The 16537-nt window shown below is 44.3% G+C and carries 15 protein-coding genes; 12 read left to right on the forward strand and 3 right to left on the reverse strand.

Translation table 11 applies throughout. The features are described from left to right. Position 1 precedes the first annotated feature (1 nt). Genes DWW81_RS00160 through DWW81_RS00180 form a run of 5 tightly spaced genes read left to right on the forward strand, consistent with a single transcriptional unit; the run spans position 2 to position 3628 of the window. Positions 2–445 carry a chemotaxis protein CheW gene (locus DWW81_RS00160; protein WP_022288702.1) on the forward strand — a complete coding sequence of 148 codons (444 nt, stop codon included), beginning with the start codon at positions 2–4 and terminating at the stop codon, positions 443–445. A 25-nt stretch (positions 446–470) separates the two neighbouring features. Next, entirely contained in the window at positions 471–1307 is an 837-nt protein-coding gene (locus tag DWW81_RS00165; protein WP_117896575.1) for a protein-glutamate O-methyltransferase CheR, read from the forward strand. Next, positions 1304–2293, forward strand: a complete 990-nt coding sequence (locus tag DWW81_RS00170) for a CheB methylesterase domain-containing protein (RefSeq protein ID WP_117896576.1) — start codon at positions 1304–1306, stop codon at positions 2291–2293. Before DWW81_RS00165 ends, DWW81_RS00170 begins: the two co-directional genes overlap by 4 nt. 25 nt (positions 2294–2318) lie before the next feature. After that, positions 2319–2783 carry a chemotaxis protein CheW gene (locus DWW81_RS00175; protein WP_181982621.1) on the forward strand — a complete coding sequence of 155 codons (465 nt, stop codon included), beginning with the start codon at positions 2319–2321 and terminating at the stop codon, positions 2781–2783. Positions 2784–2785: 2 nt separating this feature from the next. Beyond that, a complete protein-coding gene (locus tag DWW81_RS00180; protein WP_117896578.1) occupies positions 2786–3628 on the forward strand; it encodes a fumarate hydratase in 843 nt (280 codons plus the stop codon). A 200-nt stretch (positions 3629–3828) separates the two neighbouring features. On the opposite strand, the gene DWW81_RS00185 is transcribed toward DWW81_RS00180, so the two are convergent. Beyond that, a complete protein-coding gene (locus tag DWW81_RS00185; RefSeq protein WP_117896579.1) occupies positions 3829–5121 on the reverse strand; it encodes an amino acid carrier protein in 1293 nt (430 codons plus the stop codon). A 142-nt stretch (positions 5122–5263) separates the two neighbouring features. Here DWW81_RS00185 and DWW81_RS00190 point away from each other — a divergent pair, with 142 nt between their 5' ends. The 6 genes from DWW81_RS00190 to DWW81_RS00220 all read left to right on the forward strand — a co-directional run bounded on the left by DWW81_RS00190 (position 5264) and on the right by DWW81_RS00220 (position 13057). Beyond that, positions 5264–5719, forward strand: coding sequence for a hypothetical protein (locus DWW81_RS00190; protein ID WP_046440618.1), 456 nt, complete (start codon positions 5264–5266; stop codon positions 5717–5719). Between the two features lie 24 nt (positions 5720–5743). Then, a complete protein-coding gene (locus DWW81_RS00195; RefSeq protein ID WP_117896580.1) occupies positions 5744–7231 on the forward strand; it encodes a PH domain-containing protein in 1488 nt (495 codons plus the stop codon). 578 nt (positions 7232–7809) lie between these two features. Further along, positions 7810–8343 carry an RNA polymerase sigma factor gene (locus tag DWW81_RS00205; protein WP_022288710.1) on the forward strand — a complete coding sequence of 178 codons (534 nt, stop codon included), beginning with the start codon at positions 7810–7812 and terminating at the stop codon, positions 8341–8343. Then, positions 8343–10805 (forward strand): hypothetical protein, encoded by a 2463-nt coding sequence (locus tag DWW81_RS00210; protein WP_117896582.1) that lies wholly within the window; start codon positions 8343–8345, stop codon positions 10803–10805. The genes DWW81_RS00205 and DWW81_RS00210 overlap by 1 nt, the downstream gene beginning before the upstream one ends. 216 nt (positions 10806–11021) lie before the next feature. After that, positions 11022–12374, forward strand: coding sequence for an MATE family efflux transporter (locus DWW81_RS00215; protein ID WP_117896583.1), 1353 nt, complete (start codon positions 11022–11024; stop codon positions 12372–12374). Between the two features lie 179 nt (positions 12375–12553). Beyond that, a complete protein-coding gene (locus tag DWW81_RS00220) occupies positions 12554–13057 on the forward strand; it encodes a hypothetical protein (protein ID WP_117896584.1) in 504 nt (167 codons plus the stop codon). A 351-nt stretch (positions 13058–13408) separates the two neighbouring features. Here the strand turns inward: DWW81_RS00220 and spoVAC are convergent, their stop codons facing one another. Then, entirely contained in the window at positions 13409–13855 is a 447-nt protein-coding gene (gene spoVAC, locus DWW81_RS00225; RefSeq protein WP_022288714.1) for a stage V sporulation protein AC, read from the reverse strand. Positions 13856–14142: 287 nt separating this feature from the next. On the opposite strand from spoVAC, the gene DWW81_RS00230 reads away from it, so the two are divergent. After that, a complete protein-coding gene (locus tag DWW81_RS00230; RefSeq protein ID WP_117877152.1) occupies positions 14143–14964 on the forward strand; it encodes a hypothetical protein in 822 nt (273 codons plus the stop codon). A gap of 261 nt (positions 14965–15225) precedes the next feature. Here DWW81_RS00230 and DWW81_RS00235 read toward each other — a convergent pair whose 3' ends face one another. Beyond that, positions 15226–16536, reverse strand: a complete 1311-nt coding sequence (locus tag DWW81_RS00235) for a trypsin-like peptidase domain-containing protein (RefSeq protein WP_117896585.1) — start codon at positions 16534–16536, stop codon at positions 15226–15228. Between the last annotated feature and the right edge of the window lies 1 nt (position 16537).

A 16537-nucleotide genomic window follows, 5' to 3' on the forward strand; every position in this document is an offset into this window, starting at 1 on the left:
GATGTCAGAACAGGATATAAACGAATTTTGTCAGAAGGGCGGAAAAATACTCTCCTTTGTTTCTGATGAAAAATATTACGCCTTTGAGGTAAAAGATGTCACCGATATAATAGGGCTTCTCCCCGTCACAAGGCTCCCGAAAACACCAAAGTTCATAAAAGGCGTTATAAATCTGCGAGGAAAAGCCGTTCCCGTGATAGATCTCCGCCTGCGTCTTGGACTGCCCGAAGGGGAGTATGACAACAGAAGCAGTACCATAGTGATAGAAGTCGGCTCAAATCAGGCTGGCATAATATGCGATAAGGTCTTGGACGTTGAGGATATCCTCCCCCAGCAGACCGCCGTGTCGCCCGTAAAAAACAGCCTTGTAAAATGCTTTATAAACGCAAACAACAAAAACATATCCCTGCTTGACCCTGATATTCTGGTCAGAACAAACAGGTAAAACATAATAACAAGGAGGAAGAGGAATGCTGTCACGTCTTGAGATCTCTCAGTCAGACTTTGACGAGCTTACTGCATTCATAAAAGAAAAATACGGTCTTGACCTTGCAAGGAAAAAGTCTATCGTTGAAAGCAGGCTGAGCAACTATGTATTGGACTGCGGCTTCAACAGCTTTTCAGAATATCTCAGCGCCGTCTACAGCGATGAAACAGGCAGAGAAACTGCCAACCTTATAAACCGCCTTACTACCAACCATACATATTTCATGCGTGAAACGGACCATTTCCAACACTTCATGGAGAAATTTCTTCCCTATGCCGAAAAAAATGTCCTCGATCATGATATGCGTATATGGAGTGCAGGCTGTTCATTCGGCAACGAACCATATAATCTTGCCATGTGTATGGACGATTATTTCGGCTTTGACCGCCGTTTCTGGGACTTGAAAATACTTGCCACGGATATCTCCCTTAACGCACTGCGTTCTGCCAAAAACGGCATTTATACCAGTATGTCCATAAAGAATATTCCCGAAGATTGGCGTAAAAAGTATTTTCACCCATATTCAAACACCAAGGATCTCTGGCAGGTCAGCGATACAATAAGGCAGAATGTTGAGTTTCGCTACCACACTCTTATGGATGATTTCACTTTCAAAAAGAAATTCGACCTTATCGTCTGCCGTAACGTCATGATATATTTTGACGACGATACAAAAGCCGAGATATGCAGAAAATTCTATGACGCAATGGAGGAGGGCGGATATTTCTATATCGGTCACGCAGAATCAGTGCCGAAGGATATGCCTTTTGTAAAAGTTGCCCCCGCAATATACCGCAAGCTGGGAGGGGATAAAAAATGACGCCTCTCTTTCTTGTGATAACTGAAAACAAAGCCTTTGCACAGCTTTGCAGAAAAGCCCTTACAAATGCAGGCTTCCAAAGCTCAAAGCTCGCCTCAACGTGCCTTTGCAACGGCAGAAAAAGCGTCACTGCCCTTTCTCCCGACTATGTTCTTCTCGACGGTGATTGCCAAAACAATATGGACGACTACATTATAAGCCTTGCTCCACGATATTCTGTGCCTATAATCTATCTTACCATTCAGCACAACAATAAATATCCCATGATGCAGGCAGGTGCCATAGACGTCGTATATAAACCTGACGGCACTCCGTCTGATAACGAGCGTTTTCAGAAACGCTTTACCGAAAGCATACAGCGCCTTGAAAAAGCAAGAGCTAATTCTGTTGTGCATATACCTGCCATAAATACCTCCGGAATAATAGCCATAGGCGGTTCAACAGGCTCAACGGAAGCCCTGAAAACTATCCTTAAAGACCTCCGCCACGACCTGCCTCCTGTAGTGGCAGTCCTGCATATGCCTGCAGGCTATACAAGGATATATGCCGAACAGCTATGCACTGAAACCGGTCACAACGTTGTGGAAGCCAAAAGCGGTCTGTATCTCAGCCAAGGCATGGTGGTAATAGCGCAGGGCGGTCAGCACCTTAGATTGTTCAAGGATAAAAAAGGCTATTTTGTCACCTCTGAAGCAGGTGTAAAGGTTTCAGGTCACTGTCCGTCAGTTGACGTGCTTTTTGACTCTGTGGCATACAGCGCAAAGCGTAACGCTATCGGCGTTATCCTCACCGGCATGGGCTGTGACGGCGCAAAGGGTATGCTCAACATGAAGAAAATGGGAGCTTATAATATCGGACAGAACGCAGAAAGCTCCATAGTCTATGGTATGCCCAAAGCCGCATATGAAAACGGCTCAGTGTCAAAGCAGTGTCCCCTTGACAAGATAGCACAGGAGATACATTATCGCATCGACAGCGGCTTATGATAAAATATAACAAGGAGGGATAGCTGTGGAAAACAGCAGATATCTCATTTTCACCTCAGCAGGGCGAAGCTTTTCACTGCCCTTTGAGGATATAAAAATAATCATAGCGGCGCAGACCCCAACTCCCGTGCCTGATTTTCCCGATTATGTGCCGGGAACAGTGGTGAACGAGGGCGAGGTAGTGCCTGTCATAGACCTGCGCAGACGTTTCCACTATGAGCCAAAAGAGATCTCCGACAGAGATTGCATAATAATCACAATGGGCGAAGAAGTTTCCGTAGGGCTTTTGTGCGACAGCGTAACAGGCTTCACGGATATTCCCGAGGATAAGCTGTGCAAAGCCCCAAATGTCAACGAAGAAGCCTGCGCAGATTTTCTAAAAGGAGAATTTCTTCTGGAGGGCAAGCCATGCTATGTCCTTGACAGCGAAAAAGTAATAAGGCTCAGCGACCGTGAAAAGGTAGCAAATACAGAGCGAAAGGATAAATAAAAATGAGAGAGATAAACGTTTCAGAAGTAGAAGAACTTGTAAGAGATCTGTGCATAAAAGCTAATCTGTATCTTCCTGAGGATATGGAAAGCTGTATAGAGTGCAACGCCAAGAAAGAGCAGTCCCCAGTGGGAAAGAACGTCTTTGCTGATATCCTTGACAATATGAGAGTAGCAAGAGAAGAAACTATCCCTATCTGTCAGGACACAGGCATGGCAGTTATCTTCATGACCATAGGACAGGACGTGCATTTTGTAGGCGGTTCGCTGAATGAAGCCATAAATAAAGGCGTAGCAAGAGGCTATACAGAGGGCAAACTGCGCTGTTCCATAGTATCCGACCCATTGGAAAGAGTAAACACAGGGGATAATACACCGCCTGTTGTGCATCTTAAAATAGCAGAGGGCGAAAAGGTAGAAATAATGGTGGCACCAAAGGGCTTTGGCAGCGAAAATATGTCACAGCTTAAAATGATGACCCCGTCAGTTACCGAGGACGAGATAGTGGATTGGGTAGTGTCAGTGTGTGCAACAGCAGGTTCTAACCCATGTCCGCCAATAGTCATAGGCGTAGGCATAGGCGGCGACTTTGAGAAGTGTGCATACCTTGCAAAGAAAGCACTGTGCAGAAGCGTATCAAAGAGAAATCCAAAGGAACGTTATGCAAAGCTTGAAGCGAAAATGCTGGAGAAGATAAACCTCCTTGGCATAGGACCGCAAGGCTTTGGCGGCACACAGACCTGCCTTGCAGTAAATATAGAAGAAGCACCGACCCATATCGCAGGCCTGCCGGTGTCAGTGAACGTAGGCTGTCATGTGACAAGACACGCAAGCGGAGAGATATAAGGGCATAATGTGGAGGCGAACAGTGTTCACCCAGCTTTGTTCGTTTGAATGACTTCACGAAAAAACAAAACTTACTACTTCGATAATGGGACACCGAGGGCGTCGTCCCCCTACAACTTCATCGTGCCGCAAATTCGCTCCGCTCGGTGCTGACTTTTACGTTGTGCTTGTGCACAACTCTGGTCAGCTTTGCCAATTCCTCACTCCTCATTCCTCATTCCTACCTCTTTTCTCCACAACACCAACACCCCGATAACATTCGGCACTGCCATAAGTCCATTGAAAATATCCGACACTCCCCACACAAGCTCCATGCTCCACATCGTTCCAATGCACCCACAAGCTATCGCCATGATCCTATAGATCATATCACTTCGAGGGAAAAGGTATCTCCAAGCCCTCTCCCCTATGAAAAACCACCCTGCCACTGTCGCTAATGCAAAAAGTATCAGCGAACCTGACATGAAATACTTCCCCGCTCCACCAAGAGCAGCATTGTAAGCCCTCACTGCCATATCCTCCCCCGTGAGGTCAGTGCCGCTTATTATTATCACAACAGCCGTCAGAGTGCATATGACAAAGGTATCTATAAAAACCTCAGCCATTGCCCATGTTCCCTGCAATTCAGGCGACTTTATCCCGCACGAGCTGTGTACTGCCACCGTCGAGCCTAAGCCTGCTTCGTTTGAAAACGCTCCACGCTTTAACCCCTCCACCATGGAAAATATTATCGTCCCTGCTACCGAGCCTGTTATGCAGGCTGTGGGGCAAAAGGCGTTTTTTACTATCATTGCTATGGCTTCTGCGGCTTTTAATGGGTGAAATATTATCACTCCCAAACTGCCGCCTATGAAAAGCACCGCCATTATCGGCACAAGCTTTTCGCAAAGACAAGCTGCTGAGTTTTTTCCCACAGCTACTAAAAATACGAAAATAAGCACCACAAGTGCAAATATATACGAGGGTATCCCAAACCCCTCTCGGGCAGCCGCAGCCGCCGAACCCGTCTGCACCATGTTGCCCATTCCAAGGGACGCACCCACCGTAAAAACTGCAAACAAAACAGCCGTGAGCTTCGTTCTGCCTATCTTTTCGAGATAAGACGCCGCACCGCAAAGCTTTCCGTCAGAGCATCTCACTCCCAGATAATTTTCGCAGTAAGCAAGCCCCATTCCGAAAAATGCAGACACCCACATCCAGAATACCGAGCCTGCACCCCCTATCCTGATACATTCCCCCACGCCCACCACCGAGCCTGTTCCTACAGTTGCCGCAAGCGCCGTGGAAAATGTCTGAAACTGCGAGAGAGAATCGCTTTCGGAGCTTTCTTTTTTAAACAGCGTAAAAACCGTTTTCTTCATTATTTTTATAATGTGTATCTGTGGAAATCCAAGCTTTATGCTCAGATATATTCCGCCCCCAAGCAAAAGTATCAAAAGCGGAACGCCCCACAAAAACGAATTTATCTTGTTTATTATAGCCGTAAGTTCCATAGCTTTCCCCCGAAAACACTTTTTTCGTGCAAATAATTGCCTTATAAATGATATGATATAAAAGGGAGATTAATTCTTGAAAACTGAGATAACCATACATACAAATACGCAAAAAAACAAACAGCGAGGTGAACGTCCTCAAATGCACAGATATAAGCCCTCAAAAATACCGCTTTTTATCTTCTGGGCTATCCTTGCGGTAATATTGTTTCTTATCCGCTATGCGGTCAATCTCATAGAAAAACTTATCCCATTTTCCGTGAATTATATCCTTATGCCAATGTGGATAATCGCCGCACTTTTTTGCCTGCTGGTGCTTCCCTTTTATTTCATCAGATCTTATTTCACCGTCAGTTCAAAAGAAGTCACCGCCTTTACAGGGCTTTTCTTTACCATGCGGCATTTTATGCCCACCTCGGCAATAAAATCCGTCACCACCATAATAACTCCCCTGGGCAGTATAACAGGACTTAACTTCGTTGTCTTAAACGCCTTGGGCGCAAGACTTCTTATACCTTTTATGAGCCGCCGTGATGCCATGGAAATATCCGCCATAGTAAACAGCTCCATACGAAACAGAGAACGCAAAGAAGACTAGATACCATAGACAGGAAAGGTTTAAATGAGCCGCAGAGAAACTATCAAAGAAAAAAGAAGCTGGCTGAAGAATTTCTTCACCCACCGCCAGCACCCTATAATGATATTATCTTATACAACTAAATATATGTGGCTTCTTGCTATCCCTCTTGCCAAGTATCTCATAGCCGCAAAATTCAACTTTCAAAGCTGGTTTCAGGCACATTGGGTTGATATCCTCACTATCACATTTATCTTCGGCTACGCTTTCCTGCGCTGGATATTTGTCTACTATGAGCTTGAAGAAGATTGCATCATAGCCCACACAGGCTATTTCGGCATAACACGAACTAAGGTCTATTTTGCCGAGATAAGCTCGTTGTCACTGTCACAAGGATATATTTCCAGACTTATACATTCCTGTGCCGTATACATAGACACCGATGCAAAATCACTGCAAAATGCAGATATAATGCTCACCCTTACAAAAAAACGAGCCTTTGAGCTTTATCATTTTGCCACTGCCAAATGCAAAAACAAACCTAAATACGTCTACAACTCAAAGAAAAGCCTGCTCGTTATATTCTCTCTTATCTTTTCATCAACTCTGTCAGGCATGATAATCGTGCTGTCGGTACTTTACGAAGCATATAGGATAGTAGGACGAGAGGCGGAGGAACAAATACTCCGCAGAGTGAATACGGAGATAGCAAAAGTTCCGGTGCTTGCAGAAGTGCCTGAATATATCCTTATCGCAGGCGGTGTGCTGGCAGGAGGCTGGCTCATATCATTTCTGTCGAATCTAATGCGCCACTGGAATTTTTCCTGCACACGCTGTGCCGACCTTTTCATAATCAGAAGCGGGATAGGCACAAGACGCAGACACGTCCTCTATAGAGATAGAGTAAACTATATCGACCTAAGACAATCATTGCTTATGAAGATATGCAAAATAACCTCTGTGTCTGCCCACTGTACAGGATACGGAAAAAGACGGCTTGAAATATCAGCACTTATACCGATAACGACAAACGGACAGGTAGACCGCTCCCTGAAGATGCTCATGCCGAAAATACCGCCGGTGAAAAGCGACATCTCCACAGGAAAAGCCGACCTTGGCAGATTTATAACGATACCGCTCATATGCACGTTTATACCCATCGTATCAGGAAGAGGAGCGCTTTACTTTTTTCCTAACTGGAAAAGAGAAATAACCATACTTGTTATACTAACTACCATACCATTGCTGTGGCTCGTGATAGTCAAGGCAGCGGCAGCGTTCACAACGTCAATAGGCTTTGAAAACGGATATTGTACATTATCATATTGTAAATGGTATAGCTTTCATAAATCAATAGCCGCACTTGACAGAGTGTCAATGGTAACGGTCATGCAAAATCCGTTTCAGAAGATAAGCCATACTTGTGCCGTTAGAGTTTACACCAATTCGGAGAATACAGACTATCATGCCGTAAAGGGACTTAATTATGATAAGGTCATAAAATTGTTGAACAGGAATGGGTATGCGGTGTGAAAAATGAGAAATGAGGAATTAGCATAGCAGACCAAAGTTACCCCCTCAGCACCGAGCTAAGCGGGCAAAAGGTCCAGGGACACGTCCCTGGTCAGGGTCAAGGGGTGAAACCCCTTGTGGGTACAGGGCAAAGCCCTGTCGGAGTTTGAGGCAGAGCCTCATTCGGCGCAAGCCGACCAAGCGGTGCAGAGTAAAGCAAAAAAGCATATAGAAGTAGTGCTTTATTATAAATGTATATCGAAGAAACAAAATCTGCACCGCTTTTCTATCCTCCTGCACAAAGTAAAATCCGCAAAGAGCGAAGCGATTTTGCGGCGGTAGAACTTGCGACCATAATGTAGGTGACGGCGCCCCCTATATTATGGTTTGTAAAAATGCACCAAAGCGTGCGGATATGCAGGGTTTGACAGACGACCGACACGGGCGACCAGAGGTCGCCCCTACACAGTTTGATAAACAAATATCATCAGGGACGACCACCTCGTCCCCGATTTTTTTATTCAAAAAAATTTTTTTCACTGCAACATTTCAGTGAAAAATATACACTTATATTATGACGGACGACAGGGGGGATCAGATTGGACAAAAAGGGAAGAAAAAAGCTCGCAGAACTTGCGGTGAACGGCGATACGGACGCCTTTTCTAAGCTCTATGGAGAGATATATAAGGAGCTTTATTATTACGCCCTCGCTAACCTGCAAAATGCCGAGGACGCCGCCGATGCAGTGCAGGACGCTGTGCTGGACGGCTATATGAGCATCTCCTCGCTGCGGAAAAGCGAAGCTTTCGATAGCTGGATGTTCAAAATTCTGGTCGCCAAGATCAAACAAAAGCAAAAGGAATACGCCCAAAGACGCTCTAACCTCGATTATATTAATGAAAGCGACGCAATAATCAAGGACGAAAACGGATTCGAGCGGTGCGAGATCTTAGAAGAGTTTGCTGATCTCAGTGAAGCGGAAAGACTCTGTATATCACTTCACTGTATAGCAGGCTACAAAGGCAGGGAGATAATGGAGATAACAGGTATTAAAGATACGACAGTCCGTTCCCATATATCCAGAGGTAAAGCAAAAATACGCAGTAAGCTGTTTGGAAAGGAGGTGACATGATGAGAAATTTAAGAAAACGCAGAAAGCTTATCAGACAAATGGAACAGGCAAACAAAATTCCTGATAAGCTCATGCCCCAGGAAATAAAAGATATGCTGGACGTGGCAGGCTTCAGACCCGTTATCGAAAATACTCCAAATAGTGCAGAGATAAAAATAAACAGCGGCAGAAGCAACGCCCTGAGATGTCTGGCTGTGGTGGCGGCTTTCGTCCTTGTGGTAGGCGGATTTGCTGTGCTTAGGTTCAGCAATACCCAGTTCGTCAAAAAATACCCCAATTCCGCTTCTTCACAGTCCGCTGACGCCTCAGGTCTTGACGGCCTCCGTGGAACGACCTATAAGGGTCTTTACAACTATATAAATAGCAACAGCAAAAACATAGAGGACTTTATAGTTGACAATAGCTATATATTCAAAAATATCGACACTTTGACTGTTGATGACGATGACTATGTGGCTTTGTATAAGCAGGCACTTAGAGATCACCAGCTCACCCCTAACCCCGCTGATATACAGCTCACTCGCTCAGGCGTGGATATCACCCCCACAACCAGCATAGATGAGCTGGAAACAAACATAACCTACGGAAATGCCCATTTCATTACTGACAATGGCGGTATCGACGTTTATATTACCCAAAACGGAAATATCACAAAGTCAGAACAGGATATCTTTGCGGAAACCTTCCTTAAAAAAGGTCTTGTCGACATTGCCGAATACGAACAGTACGGCTGTAAGTTCGCTCCAAGCGTTGTTGCAATGTATTTGGATAATAACGAACTTTACGCTTTCTTCGACTTTATCTTACCCGTGAAGTCAGGAAAGAAAAACCTCGATATCGAATACTGCGGAATGTGCGGGTTTGACGTGAGCGACCCTGAGAATATCAAGCTCATAAGCGAGTTTGAACAACCCGGCGTGCTGGAGGGCATAAGAAAAGTTGACGGAAAGTTTTTCATCGTGTCACGCTACACCCGAGCAGCTTCACTGCTATTAGATGACCAAAAGCCCGAGGATATCGCACCCGTGCGATACATCAATGGTGAAAAACAGCTTTTTGAAGAAAGTGAAATGTATATCACAGCCAGAGATAATACACCGTCCATGATCCTGCTTTCGTCCTTTGACGGAAAAAATCAAGGCTCATACATGGCTTCAAAGCTTATCGCCTGCGGTGAAAGCAGCATCTTAATGGGAACAGACAACATTTATATTTTAAGAGCATATGGCTTTGAAAAAACAGACGATGATTACAGCACAGTGCCAACAAGAGCGCTTATTACAAGAATAAACTACGGTGGCGGCGACATGGAGCTTAACAAAACCCAGACCGTCACAGGCGCAGACGCCGAGCATATAAGCCACGCCATATCAGGAGATGAGTATAACGGCAGATTGTCGCTGTTCTCAAACGACTCTGCAAACATTTACGATATCAGCACACACAATATCTATTATAGCGGCATTAATATCTGCACCCTGTGGCTTTTTGACAATGACCTTGGCGGCCCTGTGAAAAAGACCCTCACATACGAGGACACTGATTTCGAGAGTGCAAGATATAACACGTTCTATCATTCTATGCTGTATGTTTACAGAGATTATTCTTCCGCTTACAGCAATGATGACACTTATCAGGCAGCGAACAATATCCAGCTTGATGAAGTATATGATTTCTCAGACCCAAACAAGATAACTCAGGTGACCCCTGATGATAAAATGATAGCAGTGTCAACGGCAAACAACTTCTTCCATTATAGCCTGACAAACTATAATGACGATATCGCCGTGCGCACCGACAGCACGTCATTTGACTCTTTCAGCGTAAAGATACTCGACAAGAGCAAAACAGAAAAGCAAGAAACGCTTTTATACGGCTCAAGCGGCAAGGGCATAGCGAATGCTAACGGCACAGTGGATCAGGTGCAGGTTTATGACACAAAGGTAGTAAAGAAATTCAACTTCTTCAAGACTATACAGGAATACAAATATCACGAGAAAGAAATGGGAACAACAGTTGACGGAAAGGATATGACCCAAAGATCCGCAAGCACTGTTTTTTCAAATTCAATAATAACAGACAACGAAAACGGATATATAGCCATACCATTATATGACGTTACCTCAGTTGGAAAGACCGATGACGGCGACAATTGGGAATATACCTATTATGAAAAAACTATTGAAAAAATTCTGGTAATGAAATATAACATAGAAACCAAAACCTTCAGCGAGTATGGAACTATAAAGCTTGACGAATACACGGATTATTATGACGATTATTTCGATCATGCTAACGAGGACGAGATCACAGCTATGGTCAATGACAATGACCAAAGAGATTATTACCAAAGCGCATTCGTTCAGGACGGATATATTTATATCTTCTCCGACAGACAGATACGCTCATACAGCTATGCCGATCTCTCAAAACCCACTGACAGTGTAGACATAGTTAAATAGCATTACACCAAACTTCCCCTTTAGCACCCGACGGATAAATTTCTGTCGGGCGTTTTTTTGCTAAAACGTTTTCGTTATTGCACACAAATAAAACCACCGCAAATTGTATAGTATGTACAATAAATGTTCACAGTAATATAACCAATTGAAATTCTGTTTGTGCTAAAATAATATGGTTTTAGGAATAAATATCAGACATAAACAGGAGAAAGAATTATGAAAGACCTAACGAAAGGAAATATCACAAAGCTTATTTTGACGTTCGCTCTGCCCCTTCTGCTTGGCAACGTTTTTCAGCTTTTTTATAATCTTGCCGACACCCGTATCGTGGGACAGACCCTAGGCAAAAACGCCATAGCCGCCCTTGGCGCAACTTCATCAGTGAACACCGTCATAATAGGCTTTCTGAACGGTCTTACAAACGGCTTTGCCCTTGTGACAGCACGCTTTTTCGGTGCAAAAGAGTTTGACCGCCTGAAAAAGTCCGTCGCCCACGCCCTTACCCTAGGTATCGCAACGGCAATAGCCCTCACCGCCCTCAGCCTTGCCTTTATCGACCCACTGCTGAAAGCGTTGAACACGCCTGACAACATCTTCAAGCAGGCAAAAACCTACATAGTCATAATCCTTGCAGGAATGATAATATCAATGTTCTATAACATCTGCGCAGGTATCCTCCGTGCAGTCGGCGACACTGTTTCGCCACTTATCTTCCTTATAATATCAACTATCGCTAATATCGGGCTTGACCTTCTCTTTATCCTAGGCTTTAAAATGGGTGTTGAGGGTGCGGCATATGCCACCCTTATCGCACAGGGTATCTCAGTTGTGCTTTGTATAATATACATCATTAAAAAACACAAATTTCTTATCCCATCAAAAAGCGACTTCCGCTTTAACTTCAAGCTCGCAGGAGATATGTATGCAACAGGAGTTTCAATGGGACTTATGATATCACTTGTGGGTATCGGTACTGTTATAATGCAGGGCGCAATAAATATCTTCGGCACTGACATAATAGTCGCCCACACCACCGCAAGAAAAATATCTGAGATCTTTATGCTCCCTATATCCGTTTTCGGTGCAGCTTCAGCAACCTTTTCAAGCCAGAACTACGGTGCAGGCAGGATAGACAGAGTAAAAGAGGGCGTGAAAAAAGCGACCCTCATAACATGGGGCTGGTCTGTTATCGTAATAGCCGCAACATGGCTTTTCACACCATTTTTCGCACACCTTATCACAGGTATCAGCGACCCTGAGATAGTGGGTACAGTGGAAAAATACATGAAAATAAACACAGCATTTTACTTTATCCTCGGCATAGTAATAGTTTTCAGAAACGCACTTCAGGGCGTAGGAGATAAGATAACACCTATAGCTTCAAGCATAATAGAGCTTTTGGGCAAGTTCGCAGTGGCAATGATACTCGCCCCACGCATGGGATATTTCGGCATCATGATAAGCGAACCCCTTGTGTGGGCAGGCATGGCTGTAATGCTCGGCATAGGCTTTGCCGCAAATAAGACCTTCCGTAAAGAGAATATTCCCAATACGGCAGAGCAAATGTAAATAGTTTGTTAATTTACATAAAACAGATAGCTCCCTATGTAGAAAAAAACAAGCCACTATTGATTTTATCAAAGAAACGTGTTATAATTAGTAAAAACATACAATCCACAAAAGTGTGGCTGACATACCATAGACGTGAAAGGGGGAAATGCCTGCAAACGGCAGGCATCACAGAAAAAATGCTTTCAAAAATATTGTCAAAAGAGGAATGTGCAAAGTGCAGGATATGCTGCTGCTTTGACAGCTATGATATATGGGAAACACCATATATCTCACCAACGCTTGCAAGCAAGATATTGCAGGAATATGCCCCTAAGCAGGAATTTATAAAGAAGGAAAACCATTTCTTGTTCAAAATGGATAAGGAACAGAATGCAGACCTGTATTATTGCCCAATGCTGGATAACGAGAAGGGCTGTATATTAGGCGACGACAAACCGTTCGACTGCAGGATATGGCCGCTGAGAGTAATGGCACTGAATGAAACTAAAGTAATAACATTGTCGCCGGTCTGTCCTACTATGAATGAAAAGTCCATAAAGGAGCTGACGAAAACGGCTAACGAGCTGGCAGATCAGATATTTGAGTATGCAGACGAAAATCCGGAAGCCGTGAAACCGTATCTTGACGGCTATCCAATATTGGTGGTAGAGGGCAAGAAGTATAAGGATACCCTCGTATAAAAAGTAAAAACCCAAAAACAAAGCGGTGTCGGAGTGAAAAACTCTGCACCGCTTTTTCTATCCCATAGCATAAAGTAAGATCCGCAAAGAATGCCAGCGATTTTGCGACGAAAAAAATCGTCACAAATGTGTAGGGGCTGGCGCCCCCGACAGCCCTCACCTGCTTGCTGCTCAACCATGCGGTATATGCACAATGAACTGCACAATATTTTCCAACACGGCACGTCTACACAAATTCGTGATAAAACCAAACCTTATCGCTCTCAGAACGGGACGTCGTATTTTTGCAAAGCAGAAATTGCGCCGCTCCCCTACAGTTAGTTTGTGCGGTTATCATGAATTGCAAGCAGCTTATCTCAAAAACAAATAATAAATAAGCCCGTAAAGCACACTAGCCAAAGTGCCGTAAAGAATAACAGGACCGCTGATAATGAATATCTTCGCCCCGAGCCCAAGAATATATCCCTCAGTCTTGAACTCAAGAGCAGGCGCTGCCACAGAATTCGCAAAACCTGTTATGGGTACAAGCGTACCTGCACCTGCGTGCTTCGCTATGCGGTCATACCAGCCAAGACCTGTGAGAAGAGCCGATAAAAATATCAAAGTTATTGATACCGACATTGACGCATTATCTTTGGATAAACCTAAATATAAATACATATCCATAAGCGATTGCCCAATAACGCATATAAGTCCGCCAAATAAAAACGCCTTCGGTATGGTCACCCACCACTTTGTCCCCTTTGACGCCTCCTTGTACATCTCGCTGTATTGTGCCTTGCTTAAATTTATATCCATTTCTTTCGCTCCTTTTTTCTATCGTGTTTGCACCTATTGTTCCTCAAAAATCAGTTCTTATTCATTTTTTAAGCTGCACTATTTTCGCATGATTTGTTCAATATGTTGCTGTAAGGTTAATATTTTTATATAGTTTCAACAAGTTTTGTATAATGTAAACGATTTATCATAGGGAAATTTGTTTAAATAGTATCTTGAAAAAAATGCGAAAATTTTGTATCATATTCATTAGAGATATTCTATCTTAGGGGCAGTGTAACTGCCATTATTTTCAGGAGGTTATTATAATGAAAGCTAAAAAAATTCTTGCTGCTGTCACAGCTCTTTCTCTGACAACAGTAGTATTCGCATCATGCGGCGATTCAGCTGATTCTTCAAGCTCTACTGCTGCCGTAACAACTACAACAACAACAGCAGCTACAACTACAACTGCTGCAACAACTACAACAGCTGCTGCCGAGTCTGCTGCTGATTCAGCTGCAACAGACAGTTCTGCTGACACTACAAAAGGCAGTGACTCTGATTACACACCTGTAAAGACATTCGAGGGCTATGATGCATTCCTTATGTTCGGTGACGGAGAGTGGCTCTGGGGCAACTGGGAAGGTCAGGGCGAACCTGAAGCTACTAAAGCATTCGGCGTTGACGCTGACATAACAGGCGACGGTGAGTACACAGTTTCTATCACAAACGCTTCTATCTCTTATGACGATCCGGACGAGGGCATCAACCCACAGATCGCTCTTGACGGCGACTATGCTGTTGGCGCTCAGGGTTGCGTAGTAATGTGCGTTGATATCATCGGTCTTCTTAACGGCGAAAAACTCAAGGGCACAGGCGATCCTAAGACTGATAAGGAAACTCCAGGTAAGTACAACGCTGACGATCTCAAGGTAGAGCTTAAGTCTATCAAGGCTGACGGTCAGGAAGTTGCATTCGATAAAGCTAAGATCAAGTATGGCAACATCGAGGACAACAACAACTGCTACAGAATCGAGATCTACAACGATTACGGCGATACAGCTAAGGATTCTCCTATCGACAAGGACAATCTTGCATTTGAGGACAGCCTTGAGATTACATTCTCTATCGAGGGTCTTTCTGAATAATTTTTCATGAAAACTAAGAGCAGACCGCAATATGGTCTGCTCTTTTGTATTTTTATACATTTTCCCAGTGACAAAAAGTGTGACAGATTTTTTTGAAATAGCTGTCACACTTTTATGTTGACATGAAACTAAGGGGAATATATAATTATAGTATTATAGTAATTCTATAATATCATCACATATTTTATTAATCCCCTAAGAAAAAAGCCGTGGTACCCTTTCTTACCACAGCTTTTTTCTTTTTTTATCCACTTTTGTTATCTATTCCGCCTGACTGTCTGCCACCAGACCGCCGTTATCCGCCATAAGCTTGAATTTTATCTCAAACTCTTTCTCATCACCGCTGTCCGTCTTTCGATATACCTTGCAGACGACTTCATCTCCTGCCTGCTTTCCTGAAAACAGCGACGCTATATCCACCTCTCCTGCGGTGGACTTTCCGTCTATTTCCGTGATGATATCGCCCTCCGCAAGATCTGTGTTGGCAACGTCACAATCAGGGTTTATGGATACAATACAAATACCCGGCTTTATGCCGTATATCTCAGCAGTGGTGTCGCTGACAGCATAATAAGTCACACCTATCTTTACTCTGCCTGCCACATAGCCCTTTTCCATAAGCTCCTCGATAACAGGCTTCGCCTCGTCAATGGATACCGCAAAGCCTATGCCCTCATAATCGCTTGAAGCAAGCTTCGATGAGGTTATCCCTATGACCTGACCCCACATATTGAACAGCGCTCCACCTGAGTTACCGGGGTTTATAGCTGCGTCTATCTGTATGCAGTTCATTATTATTGACGAGTTTTCAAGCCTTATCCTGCGGTTCACACCTGACACGATACCCTTTGTCACAGTGCCGTAATAGCCAGCCGGCGAGCCGATAGCGACCACCTCTTCACCTGCATTCACCTGAGTTGAATCACCGAACTCAGCCGCCTGCAAGCCCTGTGCCTGTATCTTTATCACCGCTATATCCGTGGCAGAGTCCTGCCCCACCACCTTGGCTTCATACTCCGAATTGTCGCTTAGAACAACTTTTATACCCGACTCCGCCGCATTTACAACATGGGCATTTGTGACGATATATCCGTCAGCGGACATTATAACGCCACTGCCCTGACCTGCCGCAACATATCCACCCGAATTTTTGTAAACCTCTATAGATACCACAGCAGGAGAAAACCCCTTTGCGATACCCTCGGCAGTGTATCTTCCGTCAGCCTGATAAAATTCATCATCAAGCTTCGGCTTGTCAGCCACAGGAAGCGTAAAGCTTATCTTCTCATCCCCTGTAACAAGATTTCTCACCCAGCCGCTTCCCCTTATGGAGGTTATTGATATGGCTATTCCGATGCCTACAAAAAGCACCATAAAGCACAGCCTTGCAGCTGCATGGCGCATACGCTCTCTGCGGCGGCTTCTTTTTCTTGCCGAATCAACAGCCGACCAAAAATCTTCGTCCACCTTGTGGGCGGCTACCGCACCCTCAGGCAGCTTGTAACGCCCGGTTTCTTGGGCTGTATCTTCATTTTCATCATGCAGACAAGGCTGCTCTTCAAACTGCTCCATA

Source organism: Ruminococcus sp. AF17-1AC (genome assembly GCF_003461385.1).
GTDB classification, from domain to species: domain Bacteria; phylum Bacillota; class Clostridia; order Oscillospirales; family Ruminococcaceae; genus Hominimerdicola; species Hominimerdicola aceti.

Bases quoted from the DNA above. Each gene is read 5' to 3' on its own strand.
- DWW81_RS00160 (WP_022288702.1), top strand. From the start codon at position 2: ATGTCAGAACAGGATATAAACGAATTTTGTCAGAAGGGCGGAAAAATA.
- DWW81_RS00165 (WP_117896575.1), top strand. From the start codon at position 471: ATGCTGTCACGTCTTGAGATCTCTCAGTCAGACTTTGACGAGCTTACT.
- DWW81_RS00170 (WP_117896576.1), top strand. From the start codon at position 1,304: ATGACGCCTCTCTTTCTTGTGATAACTGAAAACAAAGCCTTTGCACAG.
- DWW81_RS00180 (WP_117896578.1), top strand. From the start codon at position 2,786: ATGAGAGAGATAAACGTTTCAGAAGTAGAAGAACTTGTAAGAGATCTG.
- DWW81_RS00185 (WP_117896579.1), bottom strand. From the start codon at position 5,121: ATGGAACTTACGGCTATAATAAACAAGATAAATTCGTTTTTGTGGGGC.
- DWW81_RS00190 (WP_046440618.1), top strand. From the start codon at position 5,264: ATGCACAGATATAAGCCCTCAAAAATACCGCTTTTTATCTTCTGGGCT.
- DWW81_RS00195 (WP_117896580.1), top strand. From the start codon at position 5,744: ATGAGCCGCAGAGAAACTATCAAAGAAAAAAGAAGCTGGCTGAAGAAT.
- DWW81_RS00210 (WP_117896582.1), top strand. From the start codon at position 8,343: ATGAGAAATTTAAGAAAACGCAGAAAGCTTATCAGACAAATGGAACAG.
- DWW81_RS00215 (WP_117896583.1), top strand. From the start codon at position 11,022: ATGAAAGACCTAACGAAAGGAAATATCACAAAGCTTATTTTGACGTTC.
- DWW81_RS00220 (WP_117896584.1), top strand. From the start codon at position 12,554: ATGCTTTCAAAAATATTGTCAAAAGAGGAATGTGCAAAGTGCAGGATA.
- spoVAC (WP_022288714.1), bottom strand. From the start codon at position 13,855: ATGGATATAAATTTAAGCAAGGCACAATACAGCGAGATGTACAAGGAG.
- DWW81_RS00230 (WP_117877152.1), top strand. From the start codon at position 14,143: ATGAAAGCTAAAAAAATTCTTGCTGCTGTCACAGCTCTTTCTCTGACA.
- DWW81_RS00235 (WP_117896585.1), bottom strand. From the start codon at position 16,536: ATGGAGCAGTTTGAAGAGCAGCCTTGTCTGCATGATGAAAATGAAGAT.